The 17318-nt window shown below is 65.0% G+C and carries 15 protein-coding genes; 9 read left to right on the top strand and 6 right to left on the bottom strand.

Annotated features, from left to right (window positions below; genetic code table 11):
* Nucleotides 1-4 precede the first annotated feature (4 nt).
* Nucleotides 5-892 carry a siderophore-interacting protein gene (locus tag E4P29_RS11485; RefSeq protein WP_135044709.1) on the top strand — a complete coding sequence of 296 codons (888 nt, stop codon included), beginning with the start codon at nucleotides 5-7 and terminating at the stop codon, nucleotides 890-892.
* Nucleotides 893-907: 15 nt separating this feature from the next.
* Here E4P29_RS11485 and E4P29_RS11480 read toward each other — a convergent pair whose 3' ends face one another.
* Nucleotides 908-1519: a TetR family transcriptional regulator gene (locus E4P29_RS11480; protein ID WP_135044707.1), complete on the bottom strand. Its 612-nt coding sequence runs from the start codon at nucleotides 1517-1519 to the stop codon at nucleotides 908-910.
* Nucleotides 1520-1656: 137 nt separating this feature from the next.
* Between E4P29_RS11480 and E4P29_RS11475 the strand changes: the two genes are divergently transcribed.
* The 5 genes from E4P29_RS11475 to E4P29_RS11455 are packed head-to-tail and all read left to right on the top strand — an operon-like array spanning nucleotide 1657 to nucleotide 6342.
* Complete coding sequence (locus E4P29_RS11475; protein ID WP_135044705.1) at nucleotides 1657-3084, top strand: FAD-dependent oxidoreductase; 1428 nt, start codon at nucleotides 1657-1659, stop codon at nucleotides 3082-3084.
* Nucleotides 3066-3545 carry an SRPBCC family protein gene (locus tag E4P29_RS11470; RefSeq protein ID WP_094716099.1) on the top strand — a complete coding sequence of 160 codons (480 nt, stop codon included), beginning with the start codon at nucleotides 3066-3068 and terminating at the stop codon, nucleotides 3543-3545. The genes E4P29_RS11475 and E4P29_RS11470 overlap by 19 nt, the downstream gene beginning before the upstream one ends.
* Entirely contained in the window at nucleotides 3542-4477 is a 936-nt protein-coding gene (locus tag E4P29_RS11465; protein ID WP_094716100.1) for a PfkB family carbohydrate kinase, read from the top strand. The genes E4P29_RS11470 and E4P29_RS11465 overlap by 4 nt, the downstream gene beginning before the upstream one ends.
* The gene (locus tag E4P29_RS11460) at nucleotides 4477-5139 is read left to right on the top strand and encodes a class II aldolase/adducin family protein (protein WP_094716101.1); all 663 of its coding nucleotides are present in this window, start codon (nucleotides 4477-4479) and stop codon (nucleotides 5137-5139) included. Before E4P29_RS11465 ends, E4P29_RS11460 begins: the two co-directional genes overlap by 1 nt.
* A 3-nt stretch (nucleotides 5140-5142) precedes the next feature.
* Nucleotides 5143-6342: an MFS transporter gene (locus E4P29_RS11455; RefSeq protein WP_135044703.1), complete on the top strand. Its 1200-nt coding sequence runs from the start codon at nucleotides 5143-5145 to the stop codon at nucleotides 6340-6342.
* Here the strand turns inward: E4P29_RS11455 and E4P29_RS11450 are convergent, their stop codons facing one another.
* The 5 genes from E4P29_RS11450 to E4P29_RS11430 form a co-directional block, all read right to left on the bottom strand.
* On the bottom strand, nucleotides 6343-7920 hold the full coding sequence (locus E4P29_RS11450; protein WP_135044955.1) for a long-chain fatty acid--CoA ligase: 1578 nt from the start codon (nucleotides 7918-7920) through the stop codon (nucleotides 6343-6345).
* 134 nt (nucleotides 7921-8054) lie between these two features.
* A complete protein-coding gene (locus E4P29_RS11445) occupies nucleotides 8055-8684 on the bottom strand; it encodes a TetR/AcrR family transcriptional regulator (RefSeq protein ID WP_306427547.1) in 630 nt (209 codons plus the stop codon).
* Nucleotides 8685-8712: 28 nt separating this feature from the next.
* Complete coding sequence (locus tag E4P29_RS11440; RefSeq protein WP_135044701.1) at nucleotides 8713-10887, bottom strand: 3-hydroxyacyl-CoA dehydrogenase NAD-binding domain-containing protein; 2175 nt, start codon at nucleotides 10885-10887, stop codon at nucleotides 8713-8715.
* 24 nt (nucleotides 10888-10911) lie between these two features.
* The gene (locus E4P29_RS11435) at nucleotides 10912-12066 is read right to left on the bottom strand and encodes an acyl-CoA dehydrogenase family protein (RefSeq protein ID WP_135044699.1); all 1155 of its coding nucleotides are present in this window, start codon (nucleotides 12064-12066) and stop codon (nucleotides 10912-10914) included.
* Nucleotides 12067-12172: 106 nt separating this feature from the next.
* Nucleotides 12173-12871 (bottom strand): FadR/GntR family transcriptional regulator, encoded by a 699-nt coding sequence (locus E4P29_RS11430; RefSeq protein ID WP_135044697.1) that lies wholly within the window; start codon nucleotides 12869-12871, stop codon nucleotides 12173-12175.
* 192 nt (nucleotides 12872-13063) lie between these two features.
* Between E4P29_RS11430 and E4P29_RS11425 the strand changes: the two genes are divergently transcribed.
* From E4P29_RS11425 to E4P29_RS11415, 3 genes are all read left to right on the top strand, one after another.
* The gene (locus tag E4P29_RS11425) at nucleotides 13064-14434 is read left to right on the top strand and encodes an SLC13 family permease (RefSeq protein ID WP_027494694.1); all 1371 of its coding nucleotides are present in this window, start codon (nucleotides 13064-13066) and stop codon (nucleotides 14432-14434) included.
* A 143-nt stretch (nucleotides 14435-14577) separates the two neighbouring features.
* Nucleotides 14578-15777, top strand: a complete 1200-nt coding sequence (locus E4P29_RS11420) for a CoA transferase (protein ID WP_032373533.1) — start codon at nucleotides 14578-14580, stop codon at nucleotides 15775-15777.
* The gene (locus E4P29_RS11415) at nucleotides 15774-17276 is read left to right on the top strand and encodes a carboxyl transferase domain-containing protein (RefSeq protein WP_135044694.1); all 1503 of its coding nucleotides are present in this window, start codon (nucleotides 15774-15776) and stop codon (nucleotides 17274-17276) included. The genes E4P29_RS11420 and E4P29_RS11415 overlap by 4 nt, the downstream gene beginning before the upstream one ends.
* Nucleotides 17277-17318: the final 42 nt, after the last annotated feature.

The following is a 17318-nucleotide window of genomic DNA, read 5'->3' as shown; positions in this document are numbered from 1 at the left end:
TCGCATGGCCGGCCGACGTGACGAGGGTGGATACCTCACCGCGCGGGTAGTCGAATCGAATCGATTGTCGCCGTCACTGATTCGCGTCGTGTTCGATGCGTCCGATGCGCGCGGGTTCGAGTCGAGCGGAGTGCCCGACGAAATCGTGCACCTGTACTTTCCGGCCGACGAAGAGGACGTACCGCCCGAGATGATCCGACGCGACGGCGTTCTCGCGCATCACGACGACGTGGTTCGTGAATGCCGCAATTACACCGTCCGGCGCTGGGACGAGAACCGGATCACGATCGACTTCGTGGACCACGTCGGCGGCGTGGCCGCAGACTGGGCCCGCTCGGCCGAGCCGGGTACGGCGCTGGGGATGTGGGGAACTCGGTCGTGGTACGAGCCGCCTGCCGACACGGAGTGGATGTTGTTCGTGGCCGATCTACCGGGGCTACCCGCGCTGTGCCGTGCACTCGAGCAGTTGCCCGCCGGCCTGCGTGCGCATGCGATCGTCGAGGTGGCGCACGACGGCGACGTACTGGACGTTCGATCGGCGGCCTCGGTCACCATGGACTGGCGGGTGGCCGGAAATGGTCGCGCACCATCGCAACTCGTCGATGCTGTGCGCACGTTTCGAGTTCCGACGGGCAACGGGTACGTCTGGTTCGGCGGCGAGGCGTCGGCTGGTAGAGGCGTACGTAAGTACTTCCGCAGTGAGATCGGGTTCCCTGCCCACCGCATGGCCGTCGTCGGATACTGGCGCGACGACAAGGAAGAATGGCTCGAACGCTATGAGCGGGTAGCTGACTCATTGATCGGCGACTACGAGCGCATCGCCGAAACCGGCATGGGTGAGGCGGAGGCAGAAATCCACTGGGACGAGATCCTCGAGCGCGCTGGTTTGTAGCAACGCGGGCTGTGGTCAGGGTGCCCGATCGTACGAATCCAGAACCCGAAACAGGGCGTCTCGCAACGCAGTTCGGTTGCCACCCGGTGTCGGCCTTGCGATCTCGTGCAGGGTGTAGCCGTCGATCAAAGCCAGGAAATGCCGAGCCGGTAGATGTGGTTCCGGGATGCCGAATGCCCCGAGCGCCGCCTCGGCCGCCTCCTCGATCATCCGCATGATTCGGTGCACCGAATCCGCGAGCTCGGGCCGTCTGCGCACGGCGAGATACGCCTCGAACTGCACCAGGGAGTCGTCGTCTTCGGGAGAGGACAGTAGCGAGACGAGGTCCATGATCGCGTCGGCGAGATCGTCTCGGGTGAGCCCGCCGGTCTGCGCGACGTCGAGGAGAGCGGTGACCTTCGCCGTCACGTTCTCGGCGATGCGGGTGATCGCCGCGTCGATGAGTTCACCGACCGAGCCGAAGAAATAGCTGGTGGTCGACGGCGGAAAGCCGGCGGCCTCGGCCACGGACCGAAACGAGACGCGTTCGAGGCCGCGAGTGCCGATAACACCGATCGCGGCCTCCACCAGGGCGTCGCGTCGCTCCTGGCCGCGTGCGTAGCGCGTCGTCCTGCGGTCTTCGGGCATCACTACAACGTAGTCGGGGTGCCGGCGACAATTCATCGCGGTGCTGGTCGACGAGCAATGACCGCCAATCCTGGCCATGTGGCCAAGATTGAGATACTGTCGCCGATACCCGCATCGCAGACCCCGAAAGGAACACCATGAGCGAAAGTTCGGTACCCCATCGGGTGGACGTAGTAGTCGTCGGAGCAGGGCTGGCGGGTCTGACCGCAGCCAGGGAGCTGACAGCGGTGGGCCTGACCGTCCAGGTTCTGGAAGCCCGAGATCGGGTCGGCGGGAGGACGGTCAACCATACGATCGGCGAAGACGCTGTGGTGGAGACCGGCGGGCAGTTCGTCGGTCCGACGCAGGACCACATCCTTCGCCTGGCCGCCTCGGTCGGGGTCGCCACGTTCCCAGCCCATGACATCGGATCGAGTATCTACGTCAAGAACGGACGTGCCCGACGCTTCGCCGGTGGTGTCCCACCCGACCCCACTTCGCTACCCGACGTCGGAATGCTGGTTGCACGAATCGATCGAGCCGCCAAACAGATTCCCGTGGACAGGCCGTGGGATGCGCCCCGTGCGCACGAGTGGGACACCCAAACTCTGGCCACCTGGGCTCGTCGCCACGCGGCCACCGACGGTGGGGTGGAGCTACTCGACATCCTGCTCGGCTCGGTGTTCGGCGGCACGGCCGCCGACGTATCCGCGCTCTTCGGCTTGGCGTACGTGGCCGGGGCGGGTAACGAGTACACCCCCGGCACGGTGGACCGACTGATGAGTGTGGCTGGGGGAGCGCAACAGTGGAGATTTCACGGTGGCTCCCAGGCGATCTCGATCGTGTTGGCCGAACAGCTGGGGGATGCCGTCCGACTCGACACTCCCGTGCGGCGGGTGGAGCAGTATCCGGACCGGGTGGTGGTGCACAGTGATACCGAATCGTGGGTAGCTCGTTCGGCCATCGTCGCGATTCCGCCAGTGCTGGCCTCTCGAATCGACTGGAGCCCAGCTCTGCCCGCGCCCCAGGAAGCGCTGTTCCAGCGAATGAACTTCGGCGGATTGGCCAAGTGTGAGGCCGTGTATCCCGAGCCGTTCTGGCGCACCAGCGGGCTCTCCGGCCAGGCACTCTTTCGCGACAGCGACGTACCGGTGTCCTCGATGTTCGACAACTCACCTCCCGACGGAAGCCACGGAGTGCTGATGGGCTTCGTCGGTACCTGGGGCGCACGCCATCGAGGAGGTCGGAATTGGTCCGACGGCAACGAATTCGAGCGACGCGGCGAGGTTCTTCGCGCCTTCGCCTCCGCGGTGGGTCCCCGCGCGCTGGAACCGACCGAATGGATCGAGCTGGATTGGACCCGCGAGCAATGGACACGCGGCGGTCCGACCGCGGTGCTGCCTCCCGGTGTGTTGACCGGGCTGGGCCGGTGGCGCGACACCGCGTTCGGGCGCGTGCACTGGGCAGGTGCCGAACACTCCGACTACTGGAACGGATACATGGACGGTGCCGTGCGATCGGGTCAAATCGCAGCAGCAGAACTACTTTCGACCGAAGGAGAACACTCGTGGAACAACGCTTCGTAGTCTCGGCCCATCGCACGCTCTCAGCGAGCCCGGAGGAGGTCTGGGCACTGACCAGTGACACCAGTCGCTACGCGGAGTGGGTCACCGACGTTCGGGCCGTCACCACGCATCACGGCACCGCGCGCACCGGCGGTGTCTACACCGAGGAGGTGGCGACGCTCGGTCGCTTCACCAGTCACGCCACCTGGACGGTTCGGCACCTGGAACCGAACCGACTGCGGATCGATTCGGGAGAAGGATTCGCGCCGCTGACCAACGTGGCCAACGTATTTCGCTTCGCACCGCTCAGCGGCGCAACCTCCACTGCGATGACCTTCGAGTTCTGGTTCGATGTGGCTCCGAGCTGGCTGGGACGTATTGTGCGGCCGATCGCGACCGCCGGGATGTCCGCACGATTCGACGTCTCGATGTGCAACCTCGAGACGCTGATCCTCTCCGAGCGAACCGCGTCGATCCGATGAGAGAACCGGCGGAAGTCCTCACTCTAGGGGTGCACGTACTCGACACTCTGGTTCGTCCGGTGACCGAGATACCAGACGGTCAGCAGGCCGTACTGGCGGAGCAGATCGCGACGTCGGCCGCGGGCACCGCCGCGGGAACGGCGCTGGTGCTGTCCCGACTGGGTGCCGCGGTACACACCGCAGGAGTCGTCGGTAATGATTCGGCAGGCGCGTTTCTCCTGCAGCTTCTCGCCGACGACGGAGTGGACGTCTCCCTGGTGCATCGTATGGACGGGGTGCAGACGTCGGCGTCGGTGTTGCCGATTCGACCGGACGGATCCCGGCCGGCTCTGCATGTGATCGGTGCCAATGGCTATCTGTCTCAGCATGTTCCGTGGAACATGTTTCACAACGTCGATTTCGTGCATCTCGGCGGACCGGAGTTCTTCGGACCGGACACCGCACGCGACATCGCGCGCCGCGCCCACGAGGACGGCGTCGTCGTCACCGTCGACAGCCTGGCACCGTCCGTTCCGGAAGGACTCGGTGCTTTCGCACCCGCACTGCCGTACGTCGACTACCTGCTGCCGAACGACGAGCAGGTCCTCGGCTGGACCGGCTGCGCCACTGTCGAGGAGGGGTGCCGCCGGCTGCTCGAACTCGGTGCGTCCTGCGTCGTCGCCACTGCCGGGGCGTCGCCCACGCTCATCGTGACGGCGGAGGAGACCGTCGAAGTGCCCGCGTTCGCTGTGGACGTGGTGGATACCAGTGGATGCGGAGATGCGTTCTCGGCCGGCTTCGTTCGCGGCCTGTCCCTGAACTCGAATCTCGTCGAGTCGGCCGAACTGGGCAACGCGACCGCGGCGCAGGTGGCGCAGGGTCTCGGTACCGACTTCGGGACCTACGACCTCGAGTTCGTTCGGAAATTTGCCCGCACCTGCAGGACCATCTGATGCCGGCCGACGTCGACGAACTCCGAGAGTCCGTCGCCGAGACCGCCCGGCAACTGGGCCGACGGGGCCTGGTTCTCGGTACCGCAGGCAATGTGAGCGCACGCTCGGGCACGGTGGTGGCGGTGACGGCGACCGGCCTGGTGCTGGCCGACGCCACGATCGAGGACGTCACGCTCGTCGGGATGGATGGTGTCGTACGTGCGGGTGCATACAAGCCGACATCGGAACTCGGCTTGCACCTGGGCATCTACGAGGAGAGCGACGCGCGCGCGGTGGTGCATGCGCATTCGTCGGCCGCTGTTGCTCTTTCGCTCGTCGCGGATGAATTGCCACCCGTGCACTACGCGCAGCTGGCACTCGGCGGCACGGTCCCGGTGGTGCCGTTCGCGCCGTTCGGTACCGCCGAGCTCGCGGACGCGGTGGTGGCGGCGATGGACTCCAAGTCGGCGGTCATCATGGCCCACCACGGGTCGGTGGCCACCGGTCACGATCTCGGGGCCGCGCTGTCGAACATCGAACTGCTCGAATGGCTCTGCGGGGTCTACCTTTCCGCCGCGTCGGTGTCGAACCCGCGCACCCTCGACGACGCGCAGCTGGCGGCGACCCTCGACGAGGTGGTGCGCCGTGCATACGGAACAGCCGCACCCGTACGAAGAGACTGATCGATGACCGCCCGGGTGCGCCCGCTCTGGATTGCCGTGTTCTCCATGGCGTGGCTGGGCTATTGGATGGCCGATCTGGTTCCGCTGCAGCTGCTTCTACCCGAGCGGTTGCAGGAGATCGATCCGCAATCGAAGGTGTTCGACTTCGCCGTGATCAACGCGGTCTCTGCCGTGGTGCTTCTGATCGGTCTGCCTGTGTGCGGGTCGCTGTGCGATCGCACTCGCAGCAGGTTGGGGCGACGGCGCGTCTGGTTCGGCGGCGGTGTCCTGTTCTTCGCCGGTGCGTTGGTGGTCACCGGGCTGCAGAACACCGTCTTCGGAATCGGGGCGGCGTGGTCGGTAGCGATGCTCGGATTGAGTGCTGCAACAGCAGGGTTGACAGCCGTGGTGGCCGACCGTGTGGCGGACGAGCAGCGTGGAACGGTGTCGAGTGCGATCTATGCGCCACAGGCACTGGGCGTGGTGGCGGGCCTGGCCCTGGTGTCCACGCTCGCCCTGTCGGTACTGGGCGGGTACTTCTGCGTGGCGATCGCCCTGGTGATCTGCGCGGTGCCGTTTCTGCTGTCGTATCGCGAAACTGACTCAGCGACAGCGCTGTTGAGCCTACACAGCATCGTGGCCTCGCTGCTCGTTTCTTTGCGTCACCGCGACTTCGCGTGGGTCTTCGGGGGTCGAATCCTGGTCAACGTGGCGAACTCGCTCGGCACCTGCTACTTGCTGTTCTTCCTCACCGACGGCCTTCGAGTCGCCGATCCGACGGCAGCGCTGCTCGAGGTCACCGTCGTCTATCTGTTCGCCTGTGTGCTGTGCACGTTCACCTTCGGTCCGTTGTCGGACAGGATGCGTCGCCGAAAGATCTTCGTGGCGGTTGCGGCATCGATGCAGGCCGTTGCCGGCTTCGTCCTGGCGGTACATCCCACGATGGAGGCGACGTTCGTCTCGGCTGCGTTGCTGGGCGGCGGATTCGGCGCGTACATGGCCGTCGATCAGGCACTGGTGACCGGGGTCCTTCCGTCCGCCGACAGTCGGGCGACCGATCTCGGCGTGATGAACATCGGGGCGATCGTTCCACCTGCCATTGCTCCGCTGATCGCGAGCGTGTTCCTCTCCGCCGTCGGTGGGTACCCGGCTCTGTTCGCGGCAGTGGGGGTACTGGCCGCACTCGGGGCAGCCGTGACATGGCAGGTGAAATCGGTTCGGTGATCACAGAGTTCGTGTCGTGCCCGGGCGCGAATCCGTCGCGGTTCCGAGCGCTTCCTTCGCGACGTAGGCGTCACGCAGGTCGCGCTTGAGGATTTTGCCTGCCCCGCTCATGGGAAGAGCCGTGACGAACTCGATGGTGCGCGGAGTTTTGTATCCGGCAACGTAGGTGCGAGTGTGCTCGCGTAACTCGGCTGTCGTGGGTGAGAGTCCCTCGGCCAGAACGACACACGCATGAACTCGTTCACCCCACTCCTCGTCCGGAACGCCGATCACGGCGCAGGCCAGAACGGCGGGATGACGACTGAGCGCACTCTCCACCTCGGCGCTGTAGACGTTCTCGCCGCCGGTGATGATCATGTCCTTCAAGCGGTCGACGACGAACAGGAATCCGTCGGAGTCGAGGTAACCCACGTCGCCGGTGTGCATCCAGCCGTCTCGAACGGCGGCCGCGGTCTCCTCCGACTTGTTCCAGTAGCCCAGCATCACATGACCGCCGCGGACGCAGATTTCTCCGACGTCACCGGTGGCGAGCTCCTCGTCGTCCGGGCCGAGGATGCAGATCTCCGAGTGTGGGGCTGCGCGTCCCGCCGACCCGATACGTTGTCCAACATGATGTTCCGGCCACAGCAGAGATGCGACCGGCGCGAGTTCTGTCATGCCGTAGGCCTGAGTGAGGCGGGCCTGCGGTAGCCGGGCGAGGGTCCGTTCGAGGACCCCGGCGGAGATGGGGGATCCTCCGTACAGCACGCGGCTGAGTGACGAGGTGTCGAACTCGCTCAACGTGGGGTGGTCGACCAGAAGCTGAATCATCGTCGGTACCAGCAGAACATCGGTGATCGAATGCTTCGCGATCGCGCCGAGGACGGCGGTCGGCTCGAAGAACGGAACCATGACATGGGTGCCACCGAGCATGACCTGCCCTACCCATGCAGCCAGATCGGCGAGGTGGAACATCGGTGCGGCGTGGAGCAGTACCGACGCGTCGTCGAGCAGCTGTCCGGTGGCCACCGTCCCCAGGCCGGACGTCACCAGATTCGCGTGGGAGAGCATGACGCCCTTGGGGAATCCGGTGGTGCCGCCGGTGTAGAAGAGGCCGGCCAGGGCGTCGCCGCTGCGTCGTACATCGGGAACGGGACCGTGGGATGCCACCAGATCCTCGTACGACACCATGCCGTCAGGGGTGGAACCGTCCCCGCAGTAGACGACGGTGGCCAGGTCGGGGCACGACGCGCGTAGAGCCGGAACCATCGCCCCGAAGGTGTCGTCGACGATGAGTACCTTGGTCCCGGAGTCGTTGAGTGCATACGCAACTTCGACGGGTGACCACCGAATGTTGACGGGATTGAGCACGGCATCGGCCCACGGGACCGCAAGCAGGTACTCGGAGTAGCGGTCACTGTTGAACGCCAGCATTGCCACTCGATCGCCGCTCTCGACTCCGACGGAATGCAGACCGGCCGCCAACCTCGCCACACGATCGATCTGTTCCGAGAAGGTGCGCACGCGATCGCCGAACACCGTTGCAGCGCGATCAGGTGTGGTGGCTGCGGAGCGATGGAGGCCTTGAGTGAGATACATGGCGAGGTCCCTTGTGCGAGAGGGGGCGCGGTACGCCCGAGAGAATACGGTCACAGTTCCACCTTGTTGGCGTGGTGTCAATAGCGAAGCCGTGAGTGATCGACGGGATGTGAACCGTGAAAAGGATTGCCCAGCTACCGTTCTGGGGCGTTGTCGAGAGAGCGTGCGGTGGAGAGAACGGTGACGAGCACGTCTGTCAGAAGTGTTTCCACCTGGTCCCGGGTCAGCGTGCCGCGCACCAGCCACTCGCGACCTGCCGCCTTCACCATGCCGCCGAACGCCCGCACTGCCGACGTTGCGATGCGTCTGTCGCCGCGGTGTGTCTCGAAAGCCGTTGCGTCCAAGACGCGCTCGGCGGCAAGGTCGTCCGCCTCGTCCAGAATCTGCGCCACCTGCTGGTCCACGCCCGAGCCGCTCGCCACCGACACCCACGCCGTTCCGTGTGCCTCGATGACGCCGACCAGCCAGTGCACACTCCCGCGAGCCCTCTCCTCGACCGAGCCCGTGGGCAAGTGCACGTCCTCGATCGGCGGCACGGTGACCAGGAAACGAACACACTCGAGGTACAGATCGCGTTTGCTGCCGATGTAGTGATGAATGAGCCCGCGTGCAACACCCGCAGCCGCAGCCACGTCGGCCATGGAGACCTCGGCGTACGGCTTGTCGCCGAACAAGCGAACGGCGGCGGCCAAGATCTGGGTCCGTCGCTCGTCCGGTTCCAGTCGGTTCCACTTGGGTGTACTTGCAGCCGGCATGGTTGTCATGATCGCACCGAACCGAGCGAGCGCGATCTCAGAGGTACCGCTCGGTGCGCGCTCGCAGCGACGCGGGTACGACGAACCGATCGCCGTATCGCGCCCGCAACTCGTCGGCTCGGTGCACGAATCCCGGGAGACCGCCGTCGAACTGATTGACGAACTGCAGCACACCGCCGGTCCAGGCAGGGAAGCCGATACCCAGAATGGAACCGATATTGGCGTCGGCGACGGTTCGGAGAACGCCCTCGTCGAGGCACGCGACCGAATCAAGCGATTGGGCGACGAGCATGCGATCCATCATGTCCTCGAACGGAATTCCGTGTTCGGGGTCATGGTAGTGCTCCACCAGGCCCGGCCAGAGCCGGACCTTGCTGCCGTCCTCGGCGTACTCGTAGAACCCGCGCCCCGCCTTGCGGCCCGGACGGTCGAACTCGTCGACGAGGCGATCGACCAGGGCGTACGAATTCGAGACGATCCAGGGGCGACCGTCCGCTCGAGCGGCCTCGGCCATGCCCTCGCGGATGTGCCGCGACAGGGTCAACGAAATCTCGTCCATCAGAGCCAGTGCGCCGGACGGGTAGCCGGCCTGGAGTGCGGCCTGCTCGACGGTGGCCGGATGCACGCCCTCCGCGACCAGCGAGATCGCCTCGTCCATGAATCGGCCGATGACGCGGGTGGTGAAGAAGCCGTGACTGTCGCCGACGACGATGGGTGTCTTGCCGATCAGGCGGACGAAGTCGAATGCGCGGGCAAGAGTGGAGTCGCTGGTGTGTTCTCCCACCACTATCTCCACCAACGGCATCTTGTCGACGGGGGAGAAGAAGTGCGTGCCGATGAAGTCGCCGGTTCGCGAAACAGATTGCGAGAGTGCGGTGATGGGGAGGGTGGAGGTATTCGAGCACAGCAGCGCGTCGGCAGTCAAGTACTTGTCGACGTCCTCGAAGGCACCCTGCTTGACGGCGGGATCCTCGAACACTGCCTCGACAACCAGGTCGCACCCCTCGGCGTCCGCCGCGTCGGAGCTGGGGGTGATGAGCGCGAGCACCGCATCGGCATCGGCCTGGCTTGCGCGGCCTTTCGCGACGGCTTTACCGAGAACCGAACGTGCATAACTTTTCCCGCGCTCGGCGGATTCCATCGAGACATCACGGAGGATCACCGGAACCCCGGCCGAGGCGACGACGTAGGCAATGGCGGCACCCATCATTCCGGCCCCGATCACCAGCACTTTCTCCGGAACTCGATGTGGTTCGGCCGGAGGGCGGGAAGCGCCTTTGGTGATGGTGCCGAGATCGAAGAACATCGACTGGATCAGGTTGCCCGAGATCGGCCCGCAGGCGAGCGACGTGCAGTAGCGGGTTTCGACGAGCGAGGCGGCCTCGAAGTCGAGTACCGATCCTTCCACTGCCGCGGCAACGACTGCGATGGGGGCCGGCATCGGTGCGCCCTTGACCTGTTTACGCACTGTTGCCGTGAGTGCCGGCAGCTGCGCGGCCACAGCCGGTGCTGACGCCGTACCGCCGGGGATCGTGAATCCCGCCCTGTCCCAGGGCTGGAGGGCCCCGAGATTGGCGGTGATCCATGAACGTGCCTGCGCCATCATCTGCTCGTGGGTGTCGACGACCTCGTCGATGAGTCCGAGTTCGAGGGCCTGCGCCGGCCGATACTGCTGGCCCTGGCCCACCACCTGTGTCAGAGCCTTGACGATGCCGAACATCCGAACCGTTCGGGTGACGCCACCGGCCCCGGGCAGCAGCCCGAGGGTCACCTCGGGCAGCCCGAATCGAGCCCTGCTGTTGTTCAGGGCAATTCGATGATGGCAGGCCAGGGCGATCTCGAAACCACCGCCGAGCGCGGTGCCTCCCAGCGCGGCCACGACCGGCTTGCCGAGCGTCTCGAGCCGCCGAAACTTGTCCTTCGTGAAATCGAGTGCGTCGGCGATCGCTGCATGGTCGGACGGACCGGCGTCGCGCAGCAATTCGAGGTCCCCACCGGAGAAGAACGAATCTTTGCCCGACGTGACGATGACGCCCTCGTAGGCAGCGAAATTGGTCTCGAGCCAGTCGACGGTCTGCTCGAGCGATTCACCGAATGCCGCGTTCATGGTGTTCGTGGAATGCGCAGGATCGTCGATCGTCAGAACGAGGATGCGGTCGGTACCGATCTCGCCGGTGATGGTGGGAGTGTGCAGTGCAGCTGGACTGTTCATCGAATCCTCGGGTGGGTGCGAGTTCTACAGAGAGCGAGAGATGAGGTCTTTCATGACTTCGTTGGCACCGGCGTAGATACGGGCGATGCGACCGTCGACGAACATGCGGGCGATGGGGTATTCCTCCATGTAGCCGTAGCCGCCGAAGAGTTGCAGGCAGCGGTCGACCACCTCGAATTGTCGATCGGTGGTCCAGTACTTGACCATCGCGGCGGTCGTCACGTCGAGTGATCCCGAAATATGTTGGGCCACTGCGTCGTCGACGAAGGTGCGGACGACGCGTCCGATGGTGGCGCATTCGGCGAGCTCGAATTTGGTGTTCTGTAGGTCGAACAGTGTCTTACCGAATGCGTTTCGTGTCTTGGTGTAGTCGACGGTCTGCTGGACGGCGGCCTCGATCATCGCGGCGGCGGCGATACCGCAGATCAGCCGTTCCTGAGGAAGCTGCTGCATCAACTGCGCGAAACCGCGACCTTCTTCACCCAGCAGGTTGGCAGCCGGAACACGGAGACCGTCGAAGCTGAGTTCTGCTGTGTCCTGGCCTTTCTGACCGATCTTGTGCAGTACCCGTCCGCGGTGGAAGCCTTCGGTGTCGTCGGAGACCTCGGCGACGAGCAGCGACAGCCCACGGGCTCCGGCGGCCGGATCGGTCTTGGCTGCGATGATGATCAGATTGCAGTGAGCCCCGTTGGAAATGAACGTCTTTCCGCCTGTCACCACGTACTCGTCGCCGTCGCGCACCGCGCGGGTGGTGATGCCCTGAAGGTCCGAGCCGGTTCCCGGTTCGGTCATCGCGATCGCGCCGATCCACTCGCCGGAGCACAGCTTCGGCAGCCACTGCTGCTTCTTGTCTTCGGAGGCGTAGGCCAGGATGTAGTGCGGAACGATGCCGCTGTGCACACCCAACTGCATGGCCGAGTCGCCGGAGCGGACTTGTTCCTCGAACAGCACCGCCTCGTGGCGGAAGTCGCCGCCGCCTCCGCCGTACTGCTGGGGTATCGACATTCCCAGGAGTCCATGGTTGCCCGCACTCCGGTAGACCTCGCGGCTGGGGCGTCCGGCCGTCGCGAATTCCTCGCGGTGCGGCGCGACCTCCTTCTCGAAGAAACTACGGGCGAGCTGGCGGACGTCGGCGAGCTCGGTGGTGAGGTCGTCGGTGCGGTCTGCGAGTGCAGTCATGGAGGGTCCTCGAGTCGGAGCGTACGACGCGTTGTTGGCGCTGTGCCAATAACGATGCACCGACGTGGCCACGGATGTCAACCATGTGCTGCGACGGGTGAGTTCTCTAGCTGTCCGCGGAGCGGAGCAGTGCAACGTCCGAGACGAGGCGGATGTGCTCGGCCATCGCGCGTCCGGCCTCGGCCGAATTTTGTTGTCGCACAGCGTCGGCGATGCGGCGGTGGTGTTCCAATGAAGTCTGCGGACGGTTCGACTGCGACAATGATTCGATTCGAGTTTCGCGAATCAGGCCGGCGATTTCACCCATGAGGCGGGCGAGTAGCGGCGAGTGCGCGGCCTCGGTGATGGCGTGATGGAACAGCTCGTCGCCGGAGTCGCCGCGATTTCCGTCGGTGATCTCCGACGCCATCACCGACAGGGCGTGGTCGATCGCAGCCATTTCGGCGTCGCTGCGGCGGGTTGCGGCGAGCTCGGCGAGCTTGACCTCGAGTGCCTCGCGGGCTTCGATCACCTCGGGCAGTCGATCGGCGTGCTCGCGCAGGGCGCGAATGGCCATGTCTCCCACGGGCCGTCGCACCAGTACCGCTCCGTCGCCGTGGCGGACGGCCAGTATGCCCTGTACCTCGAGTGCAACGAGGGCCTGGCTCAGCGAGGCCCTACTGACGCCGAGGTGACCCGCCAGTTCACGCTCGGGCGGGAGGCGATCGCCGGGCTTCATGTCGCGATCGGCGATGTGTTTGCACAGCTGCTCCACGATGACCTCGTACAGCCGTGGTCGGGTCACCGGGCGAATTTGCTCAGCCACTGTGTCACTCGCTCTCTGCTCCTCTGGACCCCCACCTTAACCGTCGGGTAGGCAGTGGCCCGGGTCATAGCAACTGTTGACAAGTGATCCACTTCACTGGTTCAGTCTGTAAAGACTCAGTGGCTAGTCCAATTGGCCACGGAACCCGAGCGCCCGCTCGGGGGACAACCTCTGACGAACCGGAGACCTTCGATGTCGACCGAGTTGATACCCATCATTGCGCTCGTCGTCATGTTCCTCGCTGCGACCGTGTTCCCGGTGAACATGGGCGCGCTGGGGTTCGTGGCGGCGTTCTTCGTCGGAACCATTGCCGTGGGCATGGGCACCGACGACATCATCGCCGGCTTCCCGAGCAGCTTGTTCCTGACGCTGGTCGGTATCACCTATCTCTTCGCGATCGCCCAGAACAACGGCACGGTCGACCTCCTGGTCCGCGGTGCGGTGCGGCTGGTCGGTGGCCGGGTCGCCCTGATTCCGTGGGTCATGTTCGGTATCACCGGCGTGCTGACCTCCATCGGAGCGCTGGGACCGGCAGCCGTGGCCATCGTCGCACCGATCGCACTCGGCTTCGCGGCGCGGTACAAGATCAATGCCCTGCTCATGGGCATGATGGTCATTCACGGCGCACAGGCGGGCGGGTTCTCGCCGATCAGCATCTACGGCGTCACGGTCAACAACATCGCTCAGAAGGCGGGTCTGGTCAACAGCCCACTCACCTTGTTCCTGGGCAGCATGCTGTTCAACGCCGCAATCGGTGCGTTGCTGTTCATGTTCCTGGGCGGACGTGCACTTCTCGGTCGTAGCGTGCACGACGAGGACGGCACTCGCCCCGAGGGAGATTCGGGCGGAGTAGGCGGGGGCGGCTCGAGAACTGTGATGCGCGGCTTCGGATCGTCGACGCCCAAGCCGTCCGGTCAGACGGTCACGGTCGAGAACGCGCCACCCCTGGCCACCGCCGTCAAGGCCATCACGTTCGATCAGATCCTCACGCTCGTGGGGCTGGCCTCGCTGGCGCTGTTCTCACTCGTCCTCGATCTCGATGTCGGCTTCGTGTCCATGACGGTCGCCGTGGTCCTCGCCCTGGCGTCGCCCAAGGCGCAGAAGGGTGCGATCAACCAGATCAGCTGGTCGACGGTATTGCTCATCGGTGGCGTGCTGACGTTCGTCGGCGTGCTGCAGGAAGCCGGCACGGTCGAGTACGTCGGTGATGCGGTTGCCGGCATCGGCATTCCGCTGCTCGTGGCTCTGTTGCTGTGCTACATCGGTGCCATCGTCTCGGCGTTCGCGTCGTCGACCGCCATCCTCGGCGTCACCATCCCATTGGCCGTCCCGTTCCTGCTCGCCGGCGAGGTCGGTGCCATCGGCGTCATCGTGGCCCTGTCCATCGCCTCGACGATCGTCGACGTCAGTCCCTTCTCCACCAACGGCGCCCTGGTTCTTGCCAACGCCCAGGACATCGACCGGGACGTCTTCTACAAGCAGATCCTGAAATACAGCGCGTTGGTCGTCGTCGTCGGTCCGTTGATCGCCTGGGCGGTACTGGTCGTGCCCGGCTGGCTCTAGCTCTCGAGCTGCGCGGACGTCCGAGAACTCGATCTTGACTTCCCCTCGGATCGCTGGTCCAATGAAATTGGCTAGTCCACTGACCCAATGGGCCACACTGGCGATCCACCCCCCTCATCGCTTTCGACGTAAGGATCAATTCGATGCCCCTCAACACGACAGGCAGAACCGGACCGCTCGACGGCACCGTGGTGGTGGATCTGACGCGCGCCCTGGCCGGCCCGCACGCGGCGATGATGCTCGGAGATCTCGGTGCGGACATCATCAAGGTCGAGACCCCCAAGGGCGGCGACGACACCCGGGTGTGGGGGCCGCCGTTCGTCACCCCGCGTGACGCGGAGCGCGAATCGACGTACTTCCTCTCGGCCAACCGCAACAAGCGGTCGATCGCGCTGGACCTCAAAACCGACGATGGCCGAGAAGCGTTGGAGCGCATGATCGAACGCGCGGATGTTCTGCTCGAGAACTTCCGCACGGGAGTGCTCGATCGGCTCGGCTTCTCGCCCGAGCGCATCGCCGAGATCAACCCGCGCACGGTTGTGCTGTCGATCAGTGGCTTCGGACACGACGGCCCCGAGGGTGGCCGGTCCGGCTACGACCAGATCGCTCAGGGCGAGGCCGGATTGATGTCGTTCACCGGCTCCGGCCCCGACGATGTTCAGCGCGTAGGGGTGCCGATCGCGGACCTGCTGGCCGGAATGTACGGAGCCTTCGGCGTTCTCGCTGCGCTGCGCGAACGAGACCGCACCGGCCGCGGGAAGGTGGTTCGAACGTCGTTGCTGGCCAGCGTCGTCGGAGTGCATGCATTTCAGGGCACCAAATGGACCGTGGCAGGCGAGATCGGTGAGGCGCAGGGCAACCATCACCCGTCGATCTGTCCGTACGGCCTCTTTCCCACTTCCGATGGAGCCGTGCAGATCTCGGTGGGCAGTGAAGGACTGTGGCACCGCTTCTGTGAAGGCTTCGGTATCGATCCCGACCTCGAGGGCATGGCGACGAACCCGCAACGCGTCGACAGTCGCGACGACGTCGTCGAGCTCGTGTCCAAGATCTTCCGCACCTACGAGACCGAGCCGTTGTTGGCGCTTCTCGACGAAATAGGCGTTCCTGCAGGCAAAGTGCGCAACGTGCAAGAAGTGTACGAGTGGGAGCAGACCAAGTCTCAGGGCCTGCTCATCGACGTCGAGCACGAGACTCTCGGCACGGTGACCCTGCCCGGGCCGCCGCTGCGATTCTTCGAATCCGACGGCACGGAGGTCACCGAGAACCGACATCTGGCGCCGCCGGTCCTGGGAGCCGACGACGAACTCGTCCGCGACTGGTTGAAAGAAGCGATCCGATGACGAGGATGACCGCGCTCGAACTCCTGGATCTGGTGATCGATCCCGGAAGTTTCGAGTCGTGGGACAGCCCGGCTGCCGACTACGTCATCGACGACGAGTACGCGAACGAACTGGCTGCGGCGCGTGAGAAGACCGGACTCGACGAGTCCGTTCTCACCGGATCGGCCACCATCCGCGGCCGCAAGGTGGCAATCCTGCTGGGCGAGTTCGCCTTTCTGGCCGGTTCCATCGGGGTGGCCGCGGGTGAACGCTTGGTCAGCGCGGTGCACCGATCCACCGCCGAGGCAATGCCGCTGCTCGCGTTGCCCACCTCGGGTGGAACGCGCATGCAGGAGGGCACCGTCGCGTTTCTGCAGATGGTCAAGATCACCGCGGCGATCACCGCGCACAAGGCGGCGAATCTGCCGTACATCGTCTATCTGCGGCACCCCACCACCGGCGGCGTCTTCGCATCCTGGGGATCGCTCGGTCACGTCACCGTTGCCGAGCCCGGTGCGCTCGTCGGATTCCTCGGGCCCCGCGTGTACGAGGCTCTGTACGACGCGAAGTTCCCCGCCGGTGTGCAGACCTCGGAAAATCTGCAAGCGCACGGTCTCATCGACGCCATCCGTCCGCCCGAGCAACTCGGTGAGATCGTCGACCGTGCACTACGCATCATGACCGATGTGCCGTCGTGTCGCGTCCGGCATTCCGGTGCTCTCGAGTGGGAGATCGAGGACGTGCCGGCATGGACCTCCATTCTGGCCTCGCGTAGGAACGATCGGCCGGGGGTGCGCGAGTTGCTGTTCAATACAGCTGCAGACGTGTTGCCGCTCAACGGGACCGGCCAGGGCGAGTCCGACCCGGGGTTGATTCTGGCGCTCGTACGGTTCGGCGATATGCCGTGCGTTCTGCTCGGCCAGGACCGCAGGAGTCAGACGACGAAGACGCCACTCGGCCCCGCGGCTCTGCGGGAGGCTCGACGCGGCATGCGGCTGGCGCAGGATTTGAAGCTTCCCCTCGTCACCGTCATCGATACTGCAGGCGCAGCGCTGTCGAAGGAGGCGGAGGAAGGCGGCCTGGCCGGCGAGATAGCACGGTGCATCGCAGACATGGTCGACCTCGAAACCCCTACGCTCTCTTTGCTGTTGGGTCAGGGAACCGGCGGCGGTGCGCTGGCGCTGGTACCTGCGGATCGAGTGCTCGCCGCTCAGCATGCCTGGCTCTCGCCGTTGCCGCCCGAGGGTGCCTCGGCCATCGTGTACCGAGACACCACTCACGCCGCCGAGATGGCGACCAAGCAGGGAGTGCGCTCGCTCGATCTCTTCCGGGCCGGTGTAGTCGACATCATCGTTCCCGAGTTGCCCGACGCCGCAGACGAATCACAGCAATTCTGTGATCGAGTGGGCGCAGTACTGCACCGAGAACTTGCCGAGCTGATCGCCCAGGACCCCTCGATGCGCATGATCGCCCGCGACAAGCGTTTCAATCGAATCGGCTTTGCGGCTGCCGCTGTGTGATTCCCGACGAACTCGACGTTATGGACGGATTCGAGGCCGTTT

The sequence above is a fragment of the Rhodococcus sp. 1R11 genome (genome assembly GCF_004563845.1).
Classification (GTDB): domain Bacteria; phylum Actinomycetota; class Actinomycetes; order Mycobacteriales; family Mycobacteriaceae; genus Rhodococcoides.
The sequence above is the reverse complement of the archived record's forward strand: the minus strand, read 5'-3'. Positions and strand labels throughout refer to the sequence as shown.

Coding starts and splice junctions, on each gene's coding strand:
- E4P29_RS11485 (WP_135044709.1), top strand. CDS start 5: ATGGCCGGCCGACGTGACGAGGGTGGATACCTCACCGCGCGGGTAGTC.
- E4P29_RS11480 (WP_135044707.1), bottom strand. CDS start 1,519: ATGCCCGAAGACCGCAGGACGACGCGCTACGCACGCGGCCAGGAGCGA.
- E4P29_RS11475 (WP_135044705.1), top strand. CDS start 1,657: ATGAGCGAAAGTTCGGTACCCCATCGGGTGGACGTAGTAGTCGTCGGA.
- E4P29_RS11465 (WP_094716100.1), top strand. CDS start 3,542: ATGAGAGAACCGGCGGAAGTCCTCACTCTAGGGGTGCACGTACTCGAC.
- E4P29_RS11460 (WP_094716101.1), top strand. CDS start 4,477: ATGCCGGCCGACGTCGACGAACTCCGAGAGTCCGTCGCCGAGACCGCC.
- E4P29_RS11455 (WP_135044703.1), top strand. CDS start 5,143: ATGACCGCCCGGGTGCGCCCGCTCTGGATTGCCGTGTTCTCCATGGCG.
- E4P29_RS11450 (WP_135044955.1), bottom strand. CDS start 7,920: ATGTATCTCACTCAAGGCCTCCATCGCTCCGCAGCCACCACACCTGAT.
- E4P29_RS11445 (WP_306427547.1), bottom strand. CDS start 8,684: ATGACAACCATGCCGGCTGCAAGTACACCCAAGTGGAACCGACTGGAA.
- E4P29_RS11440 (WP_135044701.1), bottom strand. CDS start 10,887: ATGAACAGTCCAGCTGCACTGCACACTCCCACCATCACCGGCGAGATC.
- E4P29_RS11435 (WP_135044699.1), bottom strand. CDS start 12,066: ATGACTGCACTCGCAGACCGCACCGACGACCTCACCACCGAGCTCGCC.
- E4P29_RS11425 (WP_027494694.1), top strand. CDS start 13,064: ATGTCGACCGAGTTGATACCCATCATTGCGCTCGTCGTCATGTTCCTC.
- E4P29_RS11420 (WP_032373533.1), top strand. CDS start 14,578: ATGCCCCTCAACACGACAGGCAGAACCGGACCGCTCGACGGCACCGTG.
- E4P29_RS11415 (WP_135044694.1), top strand. CDS start 15,774: ATGACGAGGATGACCGCGCTCGAACTCCTGGATCTGGTGATCGATCCC.